At 42.9% G+C, this 18,531-nt stretch carries 19 protein-coding genes; 4 read left to right on the top strand and 15 right to left on the bottom strand.

Going from position 1 to position 18,531, the window contains the following annotated elements:
• Positions 1–1,000 (top strand): hypothetical protein (locus tag GPLA_RS23585; protein WP_040514562.1); only part of this gene is annotated, 1,000 nt, incomplete at its 5' end.
• 739 nt (positions 1,001–1,739) lie between these two features.
• Here the strand turns inward: GPLA_RS23585 and GPLA_RS11390 are convergent.
• From GPLA_RS11390 to GPLA_RS11320, 15 genes are all read right to left on the bottom strand, one after another.
• Complete coding sequence (locus GPLA_RS11390; RefSeq protein ID WP_007105069.1) at positions 1,740–1,931, bottom strand: 2-hydroxymuconate tautomerase; 192 nt, start codon at positions 1,929–1,931, stop codon at positions 1,740–1,742.
• Positions 1,932–2,178: 247 nt separating this feature from the next.
• Entirely contained in the window at positions 2,179–2,970 is a 792-nt protein-coding gene (gene dmpH / locus GPLA_RS11385; protein ID WP_007105068.1) for a 2-oxo-3-hexenedioate decarboxylase, read from the bottom strand.
• On the bottom strand, positions 2,970–3,998 hold the full coding sequence (gene dmpG, locus GPLA_RS11380) for a 4-hydroxy-2-oxovalerate aldolase (RefSeq protein WP_007105067.1): 1,029 nt from the start codon (positions 3,996–3,998) through the stop codon (positions 2,970–2,972). The genes dmpH and dmpG overlap by 1 nt, the downstream gene beginning before the upstream one ends.
• Before the next feature lie 4 nt (positions 3,999–4,002).
• Entirely contained in the window at positions 4,003–4,914 is a 912-nt protein-coding gene (locus tag GPLA_RS11375; RefSeq protein ID WP_007105066.1) for an acetaldehyde dehydrogenase (acetylating), read from the bottom strand.
• A gap of 17 nt (positions 4,915–4,931) precedes the next feature.
• Positions 4,932–5,717, bottom strand: coding sequence for a 2-oxopent-4-enoate hydratase (dmpE, locus tag GPLA_RS11370; RefSeq protein WP_007105065.1), 786 nt, complete (start codon positions 5,715–5,717; stop codon positions 4,932–4,934).
• Between the two features lie 18 nt (positions 5,718–5,735).
• Positions 5,736–6,575 carry an alpha/beta fold hydrolase gene (locus GPLA_RS11365; RefSeq protein WP_007105064.1) on the bottom strand — a complete coding sequence of 280 codons (840 nt, stop codon included), beginning with the start codon at positions 6,573–6,575 and terminating at the stop codon, positions 5,736–5,738.
• A gap of 56 nt (positions 6,576–6,631) precedes the next feature.
• The gene (locus tag GPLA_RS11360; protein WP_007105063.1) at positions 6,632–8,092 is read right to left on the bottom strand and encodes a 2-hydroxymuconic semialdehyde dehydrogenase; all 1,461 of its coding nucleotides are present in this window, start codon (positions 8,090–8,092) and stop codon (positions 6,632–6,634) included.
• A gap of 72 nt (positions 8,093–8,164) precedes the next feature.
• Positions 8,165–9,088, bottom strand: a complete 924-nt coding sequence (locus GPLA_RS11355; protein WP_007105062.1) for a catechol 2,3-dioxygenase — start codon at positions 9,086–9,088, stop codon at positions 8,165–8,167.
• On the bottom strand, positions 9,085–9,429 hold the full coding sequence (locus tag GPLA_RS11350) for a 2Fe-2S iron-sulfur cluster binding domain-containing protein (RefSeq protein WP_007105061.1): 345 nt from the start codon (positions 9,427–9,429) through the stop codon (positions 9,085–9,087). Before GPLA_RS11350 ends, GPLA_RS11355 begins: the two co-directional genes overlap by 4 nt.
• A 13-nt stretch (positions 9,430–9,442) precedes the next feature.
• Positions 9,443–10,501, bottom strand: a complete 1,059-nt coding sequence (locus GPLA_RS11345) for an NADH:ubiquinone reductase (Na(+)-transporting) subunit F (RefSeq protein WP_007105060.1) — start codon at positions 10,499–10,501, stop codon at positions 9,443–9,445.
• 10 nt (positions 10,502–10,511) lie between these two features.
• Positions 10,512–10,871 (bottom strand): phenol hydroxylase subunit P4, encoded by a 360-nt coding sequence (locus GPLA_RS11340; protein ID WP_007105059.1) that lies wholly within the window; start codon positions 10,869–10,871, stop codon positions 10,512–10,514.
• 74 nt (positions 10,872–10,945) lie between these two features.
• The gene (locus GPLA_RS11335) at positions 10,946–12,478 is read right to left on the bottom strand and encodes an aromatic/alkene/methane monooxygenase hydroxylase/oxygenase subunit alpha (RefSeq protein ID WP_007105058.1); all 1,533 of its coding nucleotides are present in this window, start codon (positions 12,476–12,478) and stop codon (positions 10,946–10,948) included.
• A 13-nt stretch (positions 12,479–12,491) separates the two neighbouring features.
• Positions 12,492–12,761, bottom strand: a complete 270-nt coding sequence (locus GPLA_RS11330; RefSeq protein WP_007105057.1) for an MmoB/DmpM family protein — start codon at positions 12,759–12,761, stop codon at positions 12,492–12,494.
• Positions 12,758–13,759: an aromatic/alkene monooxygenase hydroxylase subunit beta gene (locus tag GPLA_RS11325; RefSeq protein WP_007105056.1), complete on the bottom strand. Its 1,002-nt coding sequence runs from the start codon at positions 13,757–13,759 to the stop codon at positions 12,758–12,760. Before GPLA_RS11325 ends, GPLA_RS11330 begins: the two co-directional genes overlap by 4 nt.
• Before the next feature lie 38 nt (positions 13,760–13,797).
• A complete protein-coding gene (locus GPLA_RS11320) occupies positions 13,798–14,055 on the bottom strand; it encodes a phenol hydroxylase subunit (RefSeq protein WP_007105055.1) in 258 nt (85 codons plus the stop codon).
• 342 nt (positions 14,056–14,397) lie between these two features.
• On the opposite strand from GPLA_RS11320, the gene GPLA_RS11315 reads away from it, so the two are divergent.
• From GPLA_RS11315 to GPLA_RS11305, 3 genes are all read left to right on the top strand, one after another.
• Entirely contained in the window at positions 14,398–16,095 is a 1,698-nt protein-coding gene (locus GPLA_RS11315; RefSeq protein WP_007105053.1) for a sigma-54-dependent Fis family transcriptional regulator, read from the top strand.
• Positions 16,096–16,214: 119 nt separating this feature from the next.
• Entirely contained in the window at positions 16,215–17,186 is a 972-nt protein-coding gene (locus tag GPLA_RS11310) for a quinone oxidoreductase family protein (protein ID WP_007105052.1), read from the top strand.
• A gap of 451 nt (positions 17,187–17,637) precedes the next feature.
• Positions 17,638–18,531 carry a YCF48-related protein gene (locus GPLA_RS11305; RefSeq protein WP_007105051.1) on the top strand — a complete coding sequence of 298 codons (894 nt, stop codon included), beginning with the start codon at positions 17,638–17,640 and terminating at the stop codon, positions 18,529–18,531.

Below are 18,531 nucleotides of genomic sequence, written 5' to 3'. Positions count from 1 at the left end.
ATTTACGAACGTCGATAAACGCGAAATATCCAATCCAAATGAAATATTAGATGTTTTGAAAGGTTTTTTTAAAAATCGTGGGGGCTCTATAGTCGCTATCGGTTCTTTGCTGATGTCAAAACCACCATCAGAAACCAAAATATCGAGGGCAGAAGGTGATATCTTCGACCCAGGTAATATCTTTGACGAGTCCCATTTTAGTGGCGACAAGCTTGCCTTCGAACAATTGAATAAGAAGTATGTTTGGCAGCACCTTCCATTTACGTATAGTGGCGAAGAAATCCTTAGCGATATATTTGACATAGGTACAATTGTAAAAATTAATACATTATCAGCTCAAGATGATTTCAAAGTAATTTCATACGGCTCTTTGCACAAAACACCAATAGTTTTCCAACATATTCATCATTTAAACTCTGTGATAGATACGCTAGTAAACTACTACATCAGTACTAATAACGCCAAATCCACATTCGTCTTACCTTTCCACCCTCTTGCGCATTTTTTAGACCCAAGTATAGATTTTGATGAAGCTATGATTGTTTATCAAGAATGGTTTGGTGCGTATCAAGCGTTTAGTGCAATTCTGCAAGCTAGCAAGGCTTCATTTAAGGTTATTCTAGGGGTGCCTGAATGGGCATATAGCCCAGCAAGTGAAAGTGAACTGCGTAACTACGTTATTTCAGAAGGATTGAGCGACGTTTATCGCTCTCCAAACATGCGAATAACTGATGATATTAGGAATGAGTCAGACTCGGTAAATATTGATACCGTGAACTCATTTGATTTAGGGGATATCGTCACGATCATTACGTGGCAAAAGGACTCTGAACGCAAAGGTCAAGAATTCTACTACCACGTAATGGGACAGCAAACTTCTATCGATAGACTGGAAGAGCAATATAAGCTTAAACATTTAAACGTAACTAGAACAGAAATAGATTTAGATGAAAACATGGATAAGCTAGCAATGCTAAACGTATCGAAAAACCTAAATTAATAGGCGAAATTTGGTTACTTATTAATTGTAAGAGAATAATAAAGTGCCTTACTGATAGACTCAAATGAGCCAACAGGGGACGTAGCGGTGGTTCGAATAAACTGGTTTTAAGGCTCTTGTTTATCACCATTGCGGACAGTCGAGGGATTTAAGTAATAGCACAGCATGCAACCATAGCGGTCAGTCATGTCATTGCTTATAATTTCAGGAACTGCGACATTGCTGACGTAAGCAATGTCGGTATATCAGTCTAGCAGCCATCAGCAAGCAGCGTTTAAACATGACCCAACACGGCAAATACGATATGAATAGAAGACGCATGCCATTATAATAAAGGGCGAGATGGCACAACCGTAAACCGGCGTGCCATGTATTCTGCTCACCCATCAATTTCATTTGCAAATTAGTGGCACATATCACATCGCTGCGCCTCAACCTTACAATTTTTTCGGATTGCAGGGCGCCCCTCCGCCTAACAGTAACCTTAGAGCACAAGTGATGGCATCAAAGCGTGGAAATAACAGCCCTAAACTCGTAAATAGAGGAGACAGATAATCTGATAAGCCTAATCACGCGAGGAGCATGAGTCTGGCTCGCCGGTCACGGAATACTTTGTAGTTATCCGCTTTCTTGGAATGGTTTTCAACACTTCGAAGAGCAAATTACGGTTCATCAACTTATCTGCACTGACGATCCGTTTTGCTCAACGAGTGGTCAAACACCGTATAATTTTACATCATTACTTTCCCAATTTTTTGACTGACTCACCTGCAATACCAAAATGTTGCTTGGGCATTTCATTAATAATTATCCGAACACTTGGCTTGGGTGCACCAATCGCGCGCACAATGGCATCTGTTACTTCGCTGATGAGCGCTTCTTTTTGCTCGTCAGTTCTTCCTTCAATAATATTTATTTGCGCTATGGGCATCTCTATATTTTCCTATTTTGTACCTAGTATGTGACTTTAAGCTAGTATTTTAATAACAACTCTTTTAGAAACCTTGTGGCCCTTGGCATAGCAATATAGGTCAACAGCAAAACTTGAGCCGCTGGCATAATTAAACTGTGTAAGCAAATATTCAAACCTCGTTACCAGACTCACAAATATCGCTTTTGCCAAAGTGTAAGCGTTAATGCCCTCTTTATCATTCAATTGCTGTATCTATCTGTTTATGCTAAACAAATTTTCCAGATACGGTACCCAGCCCCTGATAACGAACACAAAACGAGTCACCTTTATTCACTTGCACCGCGGCAGTAATTGCGCCAATCATAATGAAGGTGCCTGCAGGGATGTGTTCACCTCGTTCTGCCAGCATATTAGCTAGCATGGCAACAGACGATGCTGGATGGCCCAATACAGCAGCGCCAGCTCCTAATTGCACGACCTCACCGTTGACTTCCATTACCACACCCAAGTTTTTCAAATCTAGATCTTCAGGTTTGGCCATTGTTCCGCCCGCCACAAAACGACTGGACGAGGAGTTGTCGGCAATGACACTTTTTAGGTCAAATTTGAAATCTTTGTATCGGGAATCTATGATTTCCACCGCAGGCATTACAAAATCAGTGGCGCGTAAAACGTCACCGATATGGATCCCGGGTCCCTTCAAAGGCGCTTTGGTTACAAAGGCCAGTTCAGCTTCAACTTTTGGATGGATCAGTTCATCATGCTTTATTTGCCCACCATCCGGTATTGAGAAATAGTCTGCCAAAAAGCCATAACAGGGCTTTTCTACACCCATCTGCGCCATTTTGGCCCAAGACGTTAAGCCCATTTTCATGCCTACAATTTTAGTTCCGCGGGCTTCCTTGCGGCGTCGAATTTCCCACTGGATATTGAAAGCATCCTCATAGGTCATATCTGGAAAGTCGTCGGTTATTTTGGTTACTTCATAGGCCTGCAACTCGGCATCTTCAAGATGTTTGGCAAGCTCTTCAACCTGTTGTTTTTTCAAATTTCCCATTATATCAACCCCTTATCTTTAGCCATTGTTAACGCTAAATCTTCAATCATATCTTCTTGTCCACCAACAGTGCCGCGCTTGCCTAGCTCTACTAAAATATCGCGTGCCTGGATGCCATATTTTGCTTCTGCACGCTGGGCAAATAACAAAAAGGAACTATAAACACCAGCATAACCAAGCGTTAGTGCGTCGCGGTCAACCCGTATTGGGTGGTCCATTAGCGGGACAACTAGATCCTCCGCCACATCCATTATCTTATACAAATCAACACCATGAACAGCTTGCATACGATCCAGTACCGCTACAAAGACCTCTAAAGGCGTGTTACCTGCTCCAGCTCCTAAACCGGCAACCGAACCGTCAATGCGATTAGCCCCTGCATCGACTGCTGCTAACGAGTTAGCAATAGCCATTCCCATATTGTGATGACCATGAAAACCCAGTTCCGTTGCCGGATTAAGGTTAGCCCGCAAAACACTGATTTTATGCGTGACTTCATCAGGCAACATATAACCGGCGGAATCTGTGCAATAAATACAGTTGGCACCGTAACTCTCCATTAATTTAGCTTGTTCCAGAATTTTTTCAGCACTGACCATGTGGGCCATCATTAGGAAGCCAACTGTGTCCATTTTCATTTTTGCCGCCAAACCAATATGCTGTTCAGACACATCTGCTTCAGTACAATGAGTGGCCACTCGGATGGTGTGGACGCCGCAATCGCGAGCCATTTTTAGGTGATCAACCGTTCCAATTCCAGGCAACAATAAGGCCGATATTTTAGCGTTTTTCATCTTAGGCACTACCGCATTGAGATACTCTTCATCTGTATGGGCTGGAAAACCGTAGTTTAACGATGCTCCGCCTAAGCCGTCTCCATGGGTAACTTCAATTAGCGGAATACCGGCTTCATCTAATCCGGTCGCAACAGCAACCATTTGATCTATCGATATTTGATGTTGTTTGGCATGCATACCATCGCGCAGGCTCATGTCATGGAGCGTTACTTTCTTACCTTTTAAGTCCATTACTTTAACCTCTCACTGGTAATTTGATTGTCTGGTTATAAGATTCTTCGGCGAACATTTCTGCAGTGCGCAGCGCGGCGGCCGTCATTATGTCGAGGTTTCCTGCGTATTCAGGCAAAAAATCACCCAAACCTCTTACTTCCATAAATACTGAGACTTTGTTACCATCAAAAACAGGGCCATTAACTAATTTATAACCGGGTACGTATTTCTGAACTTCTTTAACCATGTTGTGCACCGACTCGATTATTTTAGCCTGATCGGGTGATTCTTTAGTTAAACAGTGAATAGTGTCACGCATCATTAATGGTGGCTCGGCAGGGTTGATAACAATTATTGCCTTACCCTTTTTCGCGCCACCAACTTTTTCAACAGCGCCCGAAGTTGTGCGAGTGAACTCATCAATATTTTGACGCGTGCCCGGCCCAACAGAACGAGATGACACAGTGGCAACAATTTCGCCATATTCGACTTCTTGCACTTGCGAAACAGCCGCAACCATCGGAATAGTAGCTTGTCCACCACAAGTGACCATGTTGACATTCATTTCCAGTTTTTCGGCATGCTGTTTCAGATTAACTGGAGGGACACAAAATGGGCCAATAGCTGCTGGCGTTAAATCAATCATGATGACTCCAAGCTCATTAAGCTTGCGGCTGTTTTCAGCATGCACATAGGCTGATGTGGCATCAAACGCAATTCTAATATCATCCTCAATGACTTTTTCCAGCATGCCATCAACACCCGTGGTCGAAATTTTAATACCCATTTCTGCAGCTCGTTTTAAGCCTGCAGATTCAGGATCAATTCCTACCATCCAAACCGGCTCTATCCAGTCTGAACGCATTATTTTCATCAGTAAATCAGTGCCGATATTACCCGGACCGATAATTACCGCTTTTAATTTTTTAGACATCGTTAACATTCCTATAGTTAGACAAAACGGACGGAAGCGTTGCCAATTCCACCAATGCTGACACTCATGAAATCACCTGCTTTAACCGGTTCTAGCGGGACTAAAGAACCTGACAGGATCACTTCCCCTGCTTTAAGCGGAATACCGAACTGCCCCAGTGTGTTGGCTAACCAGGTCACACAATTAACCGGACTGCCGAGCGCCGCAGCGCCGGCTCCGGTAGATATAATTTGGCCATTTTTTTCAACCACCATTCCGCAAGTCGAAAGATCGACCTTGCTTGGGCTAACCGCTTTGTCACCTAAAACAAAAAGGCCGCATGAAGCGTTGTCGGCAACGGTGTCTTGAATTTTGATATTCCAGTCTTCAATACGGGAGTCGACAATTTCGAAGCACGGTATGACACATTCGGTTGCGGCCAATACATCAGCATTGGTAATGCCTGGGCCAATCAAATCTTTTTTAAGGATAAATGCAATTTCTCCCTCAGCCTTTGGCTGGATCAGCTTTTCGGAGATCGGCATTTCTTCACCTTGGCTATAAGCCATATCATCGGTGAGATATCCAAAATCAGGCTGATGAACATTAAGCATGTCCTGAACAGTTTTAGAGGTAACCCCTATTTTTTTGCCAATAATTTTTGCACCCGCTTGCACCCTGCGTTCGACCATTCGTAGCGAGATGTGGTAAGCATCTTCAATACTAATGTCATTGAAACGCTGAGTTAAAGGCTTGACTGTTTTCCTTTGTAAAATCGCGTTGTAGAGTTCGTCCCCACAAGCCAGAATTTGTTGTTTATTCATAATGTTCTCAGTCTCTTGCTAATTTGTTTCGGCTTCTGCCAGAAAATCTACCACCAGTTTAGAAAAACGTGCGGCATGTTCTATTTGCGTCCAATGTCCACAATGACCAAACATGTGTAGTTGGGCATTGGGTAGCCACTCGAAAAGAGTCTGGCTGGTTTGCAATGGAATGACTTGATCTTCTCGTCCATGCAAAATCAGCGTTTCGTGCGTGAGAGCCCGTATGTCACTTTCTTTACTTTCTAAGGCATCTACCCATCGCTGTCTAGGCGCTGGAAACATAGAAGAAAACGATTCTTGAAAGCCCGGCCGTATACTAGCTTCATAGCGCAGTACAGCCAGTTCATCTGTTACTAAGTTTCGGTCATAGGCAAAAACATCAAGTAAGCCTTTCATTGTTTGCAACGACGGTTCATAGCCCCAAACGGCATTGAGCCCAGGGGTGAGTTTAAATGGCACACCTACACTCCCCATTAACGCCAAACGACGCACTCGCTGTGGAAAGCGGATAGCCAGCGCTAGCGCGAGCCCTCCACCAAAAGAATTACCAATAAGATCTGTGCGTTCTATACCTAGTACATCTAGTAAGTCTATAGTGTGGTTTATCCAACGGTCGACGTTACACAAGCTACTCGCTGGCCTTTCGGTATAGCCAAAACCGAGCATGTCTGGAGCTATTACCCGGTGGTTTTTGGCCAGTTCCGGCATAGCCAGACGCCAATTTGCCCAGGCTGTTACTCCAGGGCCGGAGCCGTGGATCAGCATGACTGGCGCGCCGGACCCGATATCGTGAACATTAGTTTTTACACCTTTTACATCGATCATCTGTCCGATTTCTGGATTGTTAATATTTGTCATAAAATTGTCCTTTAATGTCGGTGTATTTGTCATTTTCGGTTAACCTGTGCCGCGGTTTATAGCTTGATACAGATATTCTTCAATTCAGTATAAAACTCGAGGCCATGAACACCGCCTTCGCGACCAATACCTGATTGTTTTGCACCACCAAACGCGGTTCTTAGATCACGTAAAAACCAACTATTTATCCATACCAAACCTGACTCTATTTGTTCGGCAACTCGGATTCCCCGTGCACTATTTTCTGTCCAAACTGCCGCGGCTAAGCCATAGTTGGTGTCATTTGCCAGTGCTATAACCTCTTCTTCAGTATCAAAGGGGCGAATATGGCAACAAGGACCAAAAATCTCTTCTCGTATTACACGTGCATCGTCGGCAAGTCCGGTCCAAATTGTCGGCTCTATCCAAGCACCATCATTAAGGTCCTCACCCATATCAGGTATTCCACCGCCGATTTCAACAGTGGCGCCTTCTTTAACCGCTAATTGATAATAAGAGTGAACTTTCTCTCTATGTTTAAGACTCACTAGCGGACCGAAATTGGCTTCTATATCTTCAGGACGACCTAATTTTAATTGCGCTACACCTTCCTTCATTCGTTTTACGAAGATGTCAAAAATGGACCGCTCAACGTAAACTCGTTCAGTACCAAGACACACTTGACCACAGTTATCAAACGCCGAGCGCATCGTGCCCTCAATAGCTTTTTCTAAATCACAGTCAGCGAAAACAATACCTGGATTTTTACCGCCGCACTCCATAGAAATATTACGCAAGCCAAAAGAAGCTGCTTTCATAATAGTTTCGCCAGTAGAGGTTTCACCGGTAAATGTTATTGCATCAACCAAAGGATGACTGCTTAAAAATTGACCTGCAGAATTTCCACCAAAGCCATGTACCACGTTAAATACACCAGGTGGCACACCACATTCGTTCATAACGTCACCAAGTAATGTGGTAGTGGCAGGTGTTTCCTCTGAAGGTTTTACAACAACGGTATTGCCGCAAGCCATGGCCGGCCCAACTTTCCATGTCATTAACAATAAAGGTAGATTCCACGGAGAAATAACCGCAATCACTCCTTTAGGGGTGCGTTGACCAACATTAACAGCCCCTTTACCGTCCGGAGTATCAAGCCGGAAGCTTTCGGTCGGATGATTCGCCAACGTTTCAGCAAAGGCTTTAAAGTTAGCCGCCCCTCTCGGAATATCAATATGACTTGCCATACTATGAGGCTTGCCGGTATCCAAACATTCAGCATGTAAAAATTCGTCAAAACGCTCGTTGATTCGGTCGGCGACTTTATTCAGTAACACAGTACGTTCTGCTTGAGTAAATTTTCCCCACGGACCTTTCAGTGCCGCTTTGGCAGCTTGTACCGCTGCATCAACTTCCGCTTCGCCCGCTTCATGAATATTACCTAACAAACTGTTATCTACTGGACAGCGATTCTCAAACGTTTTTCCACTTTCAGACGCAACATATTTGCCATTAATAAAATGCTTATATTCTTTCATTGTTATCTCTTTCAACCTTCTACATTTTTGACTTAATTAGATTCAGAAGAGCGCTACTCGCTAAGATTCTGTTTAAGTTAAAACTGATAAAAATCTTTCGTTCAATACGCGGTCGTGGTAGAAGATGGCTTTGCCTAAATCTTCTGCCTTCCATGTGACGGGGTTGTGGTCAGGGTAGTTGTAATCACCCCCTGTAAATACTTCAGTGCGATTACCTGATGGGTCAAAGAAATAAATTGTTTTACCGTGCGTTAAACCATGGCGCGTTGGGCCTATATCTATTGGTACATCCTCCATAGATATAAGGTCGGCTGCTCGTAAAATATCTTCCCACGTTTCTAAATAAAACGACGCGTGATGGAACTTGCCTTTTTCTTCATGCATAATGAAAGCAATGTCGTGGGCTTTAGTAGAAAGTGATAAAAATTGTGCTACGCGATTACCATCAGGATCAAGCACTTGCTCTGCTAAGTAAAAGCCAAGCACATCCACGAATAAATCATAGGTTTCGACGAGTGCATTACCATAAAACAAACAGTGGTCGAATCTAACTGCTTTCATGCCTTTCAGGCCGCGAGGCCAAGCTTCAGGATTGACTTCATTTAAGCCCCATTTGCCGGTATATTTTTTATCGGTGTATAACTCAAAGCAATGTCCCGACGCTGAGGTAAATTGAATTCGTCTACCGCAATCTTTTAAGTCGCCCGCTTCAAGATGCGTAACCATTAAACCAAATGCAATTAAGTCTTTTTCAAGTTGATTTAAAGCATCTTCGTCAACGACCTTGAAAGCCATAAAGTCGCATCCTGGCTCATCCGCTTCGCGCAAAACCACAGAAAACTTATCTACTTCACTCCAAGCTTTTAAATACACTCGGCCTGATTCATCTCTATCTGTTTCAATAAGACCGAGCAAATCAACATAGTGTTTTAATGCTTCTTTCATATCCAGTACACGTATTTGTACATGCCCTGGTCTCATTACACCTTTTTTCATTTTGAAACCTCATTCAGTTGCGTATTTTGGTAAGCTACTATTTCAATAGAAGCATTTGGTTTGGGTGCGCATTCAATGATTAAGTCACTTTCTGGCTTTATACGACAAGCCAATGCATACCCATTATCTTTTTGTTCAACAGTCACATGTGCTTTGCTCATGCGACCATAATCTGCTTTTCCCGAAATAATACTGACTCTACACACCCCACAACCGCCGCCTTTACAACCTACTGGAACGCATGTTTTGCCAATACGCTGCATGGCATGAAGTACATATTCGTCTTCACGACAAAAAAACTCCTGTTTGCTGGTGTTGTCGGTTATAGTGAATTCACGCATTATTTATCTCGGATTAAATCTTTTTAAATAGTGCTGAGCGATTGTCTTCAGCGCCGTCGGCTGCGGTTATGAATTTCTCCATAAATATGTCTTTTTCAAACAGGCGGCCCTGCATTAAGGCACTAATGGCGGCATCTATCATTGGTGGTGGTCCACATAAATAAGCCTTATGATCTGCAAAACGACCATCAAAATGTTCTTTAGCCGCCTCGTGTACGAAGCCTTTAAAACCTTTCCAAGATTCATCTTCATTGGCATCGTTAAGCGCTGGAATATAAGTAAGGTTGGCGTGTTTTTCGGCAAGCGCAGTAAATAAGTCTGCGTTATAAAGCTCAGCCTGATTCCGTGCCCCTTGTAACAAAGTGATTTGACGTTGGTCTCCGTTTTCCAAAAGATCTAAAATCATGGATTGAGGACTCGATAAACCTGAGCCTCCCGCAATAAAAATTAAATCACCAGGTAGAGAGCTTCTGACAAAAAACTGTCCGTATGGCCCTGACAAAGGCAGGGTTTCACCTACCTTTAGTTGTTCATGAATATAGCTGGTGCCCACCCCGCCTTGTACATGGCGAATATGTAGTTCAATTTCTTGGTTGTTCGATGGTGGGTTAGCAATAGAAAATGCTCTCACACCATCGCAGCCAGGAATAAGCAAGTTAATATATTGGCCCGCTTGAAAGGTCATAGCACCGTCTAACGAAAGATGAACACCTTTAATAGTGGGTGAAAGGTCGACAATTTTGGTCACGGTTGCGGTAAAATCTTCCACTGCATAACCTTCAAAATCATCATCAACGTCGATATCGGCCTCAATGGTGACATCGCTTTCTACTGTTGCGCAGCACGCTAGTACCATGCCGTCATCACGCTCTGAATCCATTAATGCGAAAGGCGATGCATTACCAACATCCACGTCACCGTCAATTACCGTAACTTTGCATGTAGCACATAAGCCATGACCACATGCAAATGGGATCCACACCCCTTGGCGCAGGGCTGCTTGCAAGATCGTTTGACCTTCTTCTACCTCGATTTGCTCGCCTGTAGGTTCCACTGTTACCGTATATGTCATAATGAATTTCCTAAAAATTTACGTTATAGAGGCCGTTTAAGCCAGGTGTGGTCATAGTGAGCATGCTTTTGTGATCAATCCCTTGAGCTAACAAGGTGTCTGATTGGGTAGGCTCAAAAGATTCACCATTTAGCGTCCATTGTATGTCGTCATATTTTACTTTTGCGCTCTCGGGATGCGGAGCGATTGCCGGTTGTATGTGTGATGCGAACACTTCGGGCAGGGTTGCGTCGGGCGAGACCAACAGTGCAAATGGTGCGCAAAACATGATGTGATTTTGCCAATGAACGTAAAGCAGTTGCATACCGTTGAAGTTTTCTACAAGGTCACTCGGTACTGCTGTGTATTCTGAAATCGCTTTTACAGCCATGATTTTCCCCTCTTTTGTAAATTTATCGGGTAGTTCACCTACCCGACGATTGATTTGCAGTGGCTATTTATCAACTATGCAGCGTCGTTATCTTTGTTTAATGGCTTGATGCCTTTAATTTCGTTCCAGCGCTTCTCATCAGGCGAACCAACATAATCAAAGTTATCTTCACCAATATTGATGTGATAATGATCTGTTAGCACGTCGGGTAAGTCAGGACCGCCGCATTTGCCTTTGTATATTTGATGCACTGGCAGTACTGCTTGCACATACTTAGCAGGTTCGTCTGCAAAGATTTCGCCACATGCTTCAGAGCAGAAATGATAACGTTCGCCTTCATGCACAGTGTCGCAGTGGCTAAAGGCCGTTGGATCTTCTGTTTTGGTAAATAAAACCGGCACCTGACAAACTTGACATAGTTGAGGCAGCGTATTGTTATAAAAACGATTGCCTTTTTTGTGCTCTTTTTCCCAGTGTTCAAAACGAGGACGATAGTACTTGTCGAAGGTATTAGGATATTTTTCAGCTAACCATTCCATCTCTTCTTCTTTCGGGATCCAAGTATGAAAGTTAGTTGCCTGCCCATATTGGTAGAAGGTTGTCCATAACTGATGACTAATATGCTCTTTTGCAGCATTAGCAACATCCTGATACTTAGGCGGCTTAATGCCATAGCGTGCTAATTCTTTAAACAAGGCACCGCCGCTTTGCTCGTAATAGACTTCCCAAGCTTCTTGCCAAGACATAACTTTGTTTGGCAGCATGTAGTCCATCATCATGCTAACTAAGCTAAGGAGACGGAAACCACGCCAGAACCACTTGTCTATCCATTTTTGAACAATTGGCACGTTATCTTCGTGCTGCTCAAGCATGAATTTTATTATCTCTAAACCCAGCGTCATATGACGTGCTTCGTCAGATTGGGCTGAGAAGCCAAAGGTTACCGTTGCCATATCTCCGTTGTAGGCTGCACCCGACATAAATGGCACAAACAATAGGTTGGTTAGCACGTACTCAAACGAGAACGAGATGGCGGTTAAGAACTCAAATGGTCCTGCAGAACGAGCATCGTCAAAGAATGACTTAGGCACTGACAAAAACCATACGCGGTCATGCATCAAAGGCGCATCGTGCAAGCCATTAAAGTGCTTGTTGTAGTGGCTCATCGCATGTTGCTGGGTTTGTGAGTGACGCAGTTCATCTATTGCTTGCATTTGACAAGCAACCCGCGCTCCCGCTCCGCTGAATTGACGTCCAACTTTTGAATAACCTTGAAAAGCTGCGTATTCGAGTGGCGATACGCCGCTTAAAAATAGTTTTAGTGAGTTAACATATCTAGCATCTGAAATGTTTTGATGGCCATTATTTTGGGCAAAAGCATCAAAAATAGCGTAAAGCTTTTTCTCTTTCTCAGCTTGATATTTCCAGTACGAGTCCATGGTAAGGCGGAAAGGGTCTTCCCAGCCATCCCAATCGACTATTTTGATGCCTTCAAAATCTTCATGTGGGAAAATATCAGATTTTTTCTGATAACTAGGTTCCCAGTCCATATCTCGAGTTAAGTATTGATACTTTTGCTTTAAATTTAGTTTCTTAGTAGCAGTCATTAGTTACTCCTGATTAATTCCACGAAAGGATAAAATGGTCGTCATCTTCATCAACATTGCCGCCAATACTGATGACATCTAGCAGCATTTCTTGCACATCCCACTCACGATTTAGTTTTTCTTCCATTGTTTCTCGAGTAATCACCAAGCGTTTATCAGCCTGGATCCGAATCATCGCAGGCTGATGTTCTATTTCAGCATGTGGGTTATCTTCACTAATCGCTTCTACTAAGTAACGTGCGTTTTCGTTGTCTTGAAATGCAATAAATACATACTGGCTCATGATGTAGCCCCTGTTGATTGAAGACCTGTCTTTTTCAATAAGGCAGCGAGTTCAGCTTGAATTTTAGAAAGAGACTCTTTGCCAACTGTCTCTAGGGCAATAGGTTCTAGCGCTTCGAAAACGCGCGGCTCCCAATGGTTGACCCAAGCTTGAATGGTTTCCTTGTTATAATCAGATTCTGCGACCGCAGTCTTAATAACGGCAATAATCCAACGTGTGGTGTCTTTATTCCAGTCGCGCATAAACTCAGTTAGCATGCCAACGTCGCGTGCGCCCATTTCACTAAACCATTCATCGAGTGCTTCATATGCGAATGAAAAAAGCACTTTGTCTATTAGTAAATTCTGTAGCAGTGTTGACTCAAACCAGTCGCTAACGACCATCGAATCTTCGGCGAGCTTGCGCATGGGTTGCCACATTGGGTCATCCATCCAAAATGCTTTACTGGTATGCAATGCAGTACCGGTATTACCATCGATCATTAGTGCGATGCGCGATAAATATTGACCAATGCCAAGATGATCCATAGCTTGATAAATATGTGCTTGTGCAACTGTGGTGGCAATCGAGTCAGCGGCAACCATGCTGTTATTCATATTTGCTGATTGGTTCAAATGACGAAACGGCACTAAATATTTAAGCAATTTATGATGAATACTTTCGTCTAAACTAGATATGAGGTCACGTTTTTCGCAAAACTTAAAGCTCGACTCAGCGTTTTCTTGCATTTTGGCTCTGCTGCCTACGTACGCCCCATAATAAAACTGTCTAGGGTCACTAATTGCGTACCAATCCTTCATTTTAATAGCGGTACGGCTTGGGTCGTTTAAGGACTTTTGTGGATCCCATAAAGGCTTGTAGTGAAAGTTATGAGTCGGTTCAATATCATAACTGGCCTCTTGATAACGCGTAGCTGGTTTATCACCAAAACGACGCTTAATATGACTATAAGTATTCCGAATGGTAGAAACGGAACTGGTTTTTATCTCAACGCTCATATTTTGTTACCTTATTTGGTTAATCAATATTGTTTTTACTAAATCTTTCGGGTATCGCCGAATCGCCATTTTTGAGCATCATCATCAACCTCTTTTGCCATATCTTCGTCCATATGGACCACATTATTGTGTTTGCAAAAAAGCTCGAAGGCAGCCTTAGGCAGGACCAACTCGACGTAAAGTTCGGGATACTCAATAGCGAAATCAAATTCAACAAAAGCATCCTCAGGAGCGCTACGTACTCGAACGTAGCGGGTAAATGCATTAAACTGATTTTTGGAAATATTAGTAATCATGTTAGTAACTTACTCTGACTATGTTTTAATTATGTTAAAACCATGATTTGCAACAGGCATGCCAAGCGGTTTGAGCATGCCATTTTTTAGCATTCAACCTTTTGATTAATATGTATATTTATTATATTTCGTAGGAAGAAATGTTAAAAAAAACACCTCTTTTCAAAGAAAATGTTAATGATTTAGTTAATAACCCAAAAAAAATTGACTATATGATAAAACTGCGCCAGTTTATGTTTTCTGGTAAATTACCTACAGCTTGAAACTTATCATTAAGCTTGGCGATTAGATTAAAAATAAGTGCCTTTGTAATGGCTTCTTTATTAATTTTTGAGGATCACAATGTCTAGCAGTTCAAAAAGTCAATTACTCGAGCCAGATATTAAAGACATAACCGATCTTATTCGGTTTAGCCATGAGGAAGGCAAAGTGTGGTTTGGCGAACAACGCATGCTGTTAATGCAAGTTTCTGCCATGGCAGCGTTTCGAAGAGAACTTGTAAATAGTATTGGTGTTGAACGAGCTAAAGGTTTCTTTTTGAGACTGGGATACCAAAGTGGCCTGCGCGATGCTGAACTTTCTCGGCGCTTACGACCACACTGTAAAGATATTGATATTTTTCTTACTGGTCCGCAACTGCATTCTATTAAAGGTATGGTGAAAGCCAATCCCTTAAAACTTGATATTGACCACGAAAGAGGGCATTTCTATGCTGAACTTGAATGGATTAACTCTTGGGAAGTAGAGATAGTACAAACTGAATTGGGTCAAATGGATGAACCCGCATGTTGGTCCTTATTAGGCTATGCCTGCGCATTTACCTCTTCTTTCATGGGAAAAGAAATTATCTTCCGTGAAGTAAGTTGTCGTGGTTGCGGCGATGATCAGTGTTTAATTATTGGTAAGCCTGCAAAAGAATGGGAAGACCACGAGGATTTTGCCCAATACTTCAAAGAGGAACCGATCATTGAGCAACTTTATAGTTTGCAGTCTCAAGTCAATTCCTTACGCAGTAGTTTGGAACGTCAGCAGGGGCAATATTATGGAATAGGTCAATCGCACTCGTATAATGAAGCCTGCAAAAAAATCGATAAAGCTGCACAGGGTAAAGTATCTGTTCTATTGTTAGGTGAAACAGGTGTTGGTAAAGAAGTTATCGCTCGCAGTTTACATCTGCGCAGTAAACGGGTTGATCAGCCCTTTATCGCTGTTAATTGTGCCGCTATTCCGCAAGAGTTGATTGAAGCTGAATTATTCGGTGTCGAGAAAGGTGCCTTTACTGGTGCGACGCAATCACGCCCAGGTCGTTTCGAAAGAGCTGATAAAGGCACCATATTTCTTGATGAGGTAGTAGAATTGACCCCTCGTGCACAATCTACGTTGCTGCGAGTGCTGCAAGAACAAGAATTAGAACGTGTAGGAGGCGCACAAACACACAAAATTGATGTGCGTGTAATTGCCGCTACAAATGAGTCGCTAGAACAAGCAGTTAATGAGGGAAGATTTCGTGCAGATTTGTATTATCGTTTAAGCGTATTTCCGGTAAATATACCGCCATTACGCGACCGGATAGATGATATTCCACTACTTGTCGAGCACTTCTTACAGAAATTTCATGACGATTATTCAAAACATACATTAGGATTGTCTGATAAAGCCTGGGATTACCTTTCGAAGTATGAGTGGCCGGGGAATATACGCGAGCTAGAGAATGTAATAGAACGCGGAGTCATTTTAACCGACAGCAATGAGACTATTTCTGTTGATTCTTTATTTTATTCTACGATTGATCAACTAAAAACTAATAACGATGATCACGTATATTCTGAGGGCAATATAGTAAAGCCATGTGAAAAAGATAAAGAAAATTGGATTGACTCTATTTTCGAAAAAGAAATAAGCCTTGATTCTGTCGAAAAGATACTCACCGTAAGAGCAATGGCGAAGGCAAAGGATAATATTTCGGGTGCTGCTAGATTGCTCGGTGTAACACGACCAGCCCTTGCTTATCGCTTAAAGAAACACGGAATTGTTGTATAAAGCTACAATTCTTTTTAGCAAGGAAACGTCTTAAACTATACGTTTTTGATCGAGAGTTTAGGAAGCAAATTGACTAGGTGTTTGTAATATCACCTAAACTGATTACATAGGATAGAAGCATGGCCAAGGCAATTGTACTTCGTGAATATGGTGGTCCGGAGAATCTCCGACTCGAGACCGTCGAAACCGGCACGGCGGATGATGCCAGTATATTGATTCGTAACGTGGCTATTGGAGTGAATTTTATTGATACCTACTTCCGTCGCGGCATTTACCCCACAACACTGCCAGCTGTAATTGGTGATCAGGGCGTTGGTATTGTTGAAGAATGTGGCAGCGCCGTCACCCATGTAAACGTTGGTGACCGTGTTGCATATGCCTCAATCTTTGGCGCGTACATTGACCGGCGCTGGGTAGATTCTTCTCAGGTAGTACGTGTACCGGATGAAGTTTCCTCAGAGGTGGCTGCCGCAAGCTTAACGCGCGGACTCACTGCCGAGTACCTGTTATTCCGCCTACACAGCATAAAGCCGAGTGATACCATTATTGTGCATGCAGCCGCCGGTGGCACGGGTTCAATAATATGCCAGTGGGCGCGCCATATGGGCGCAAGGGTAATCGGAACTGTCGGATCAGAGGCGAAGTTTGACGCCGCCAAACAAGCCGGCTGTGACTTTGTATTATTGCATTCGCAAGACGATTTTGTTGAACAGATACGCGACATCACAGACGGTAAATTGGTGGATGTGGTCTACGATTCGGTCGGCAAAGATACATTCAACAAGTCACTGGAATGCATTAAACCACGCGGCCTTATGGTGGCATTTGGGAATGCTTCGGGCAAACCCGATCCTATGGATGTACTCGCTCTGGCTCGCTGTGGGTCGCTGTTTCTAACCCGGCCAATTTTGACCCACTACGTGAGCACACAAGAGGAGTTGGAATTTTCTGCAGCGCGCTATTTCGCAGCACTTGCCGATGGTATTGTGACGCCGCATGCTTTAACAGCATACTCGCTCAATGACGCGAGCGCTGCGCACGAACACTTGGAAGATCGTAGTAAACTCAGCATACCTATCTTGGTACCGTAAACGCTAGTCAATAATTATTTGTCTGATGGTCAACTTGATAACATTTAAAAGTATGAAACTTCTCTATCAATTTGATAGATTCCAAAATGTTATCAAATCATCAAAACATAGCAAATCCGCACTTTCATACCTTGTTTAATTTATCATTTCATTAACATCTAAAATTTTGGCTTGTTTGTTCTACTTCATAATTTGAGAAATATAACATTATAAGTAATTGAAATAATTGTAAAAAGATAAATATATCGCGAGTTTTTTTTACTGGCACAGCTCTTGCTGTTGTGACTTTTATGTTAATTGAAAAGCGTGATAAATAATGCTGTTAAACCAATTTCTCTCTCTAACTTTGGCGTCGAATTTCGCTTCTTTGTACAGAAACAAAATTTGGAAATGTGCAACGTTTGTCGTTATAAGTTCCGTGTTTCTATTAGGCTGTGAATCTCCCTTAGTCATGGACAAGGTAACTGTTCAACTCGACCAAGCTATGCAGCGAACCGACTTTTACCAAGCCTTCGCCAGTAACACTGAAACCGCAGTTTTAGTTGGCAACAGTGGCGTTGTTTTATCTAGCGCAGATGGTGCAACGTGGAAGCGCACTATTTTAAACGGGCAACCCTCTTTTTTGGCCGTTGATACCTGCCCAGACCAACGTTTTATTGCGCTGTCATTCGACAATCATATTTGGGTATCGAGCCCTAGCGGTGATGATTGGGCACCTATTAAGGTTGATTCTCAAGAGCAGCTAATGACTATCGATTGTTCGCCTAATGGCAAGTGGTGGGTTGCAGGTGGATTTTCAACATTTTTAAGCTCAAGTGACAAGGGCCAAAGCTGGCAATCTAACACTCTAGAAGAAGACGCCATTATTACAGACGTCGTTTTTTTGTCTGAACAAGAGGCAGTAGCTACCGCAGAATTTGGCATGTTTGTAGTCACCGAAGATGGCGGTAACACATGGCAAGTGAGCGGCTTCATGCCCGCTGAGTTCTATCCTCATGCAGCATATTTCACTTCGATTGCCGAGGGTTGGGTGGCTGGACTTAATGGATTTATTTATTACACCAAAAATTCCGGTAACACTTGGCATAAACAAAGTGCCGATAGCACCGTTCCAATTTATCAATTTCAAGAAATTGATGGGGTGTTATTTGCTTTGGGCGACAACGCGACTGTTTTGAAACTTACCGGGGACCAATGGAAAACAGTTCAGCCAGCCTCTGCACCTATTTATTTGCGGGCGGCTCTATATTTTAAACAAAAGCTATTGGTTGCGGGAGGACGTGGGATGTTCATGACAATTGATCCTAACGCTGCAGCCTTGTCGGTTGATAATACGGAACTATAA

It is taken from the genome of Paraglaciecola polaris LMG 21857, from assembly GCF_000315055.1.
Lineage (GTDB): Bacteria > Pseudomonadota > Gammaproteobacteria > Enterobacterales > Alteromonadaceae > Paraglaciecola > Paraglaciecola polaris.
The sequence above is the reverse complement of the archived record's forward strand: the minus strand, read 5'-3'. Positions and strand labels throughout refer to the sequence as shown.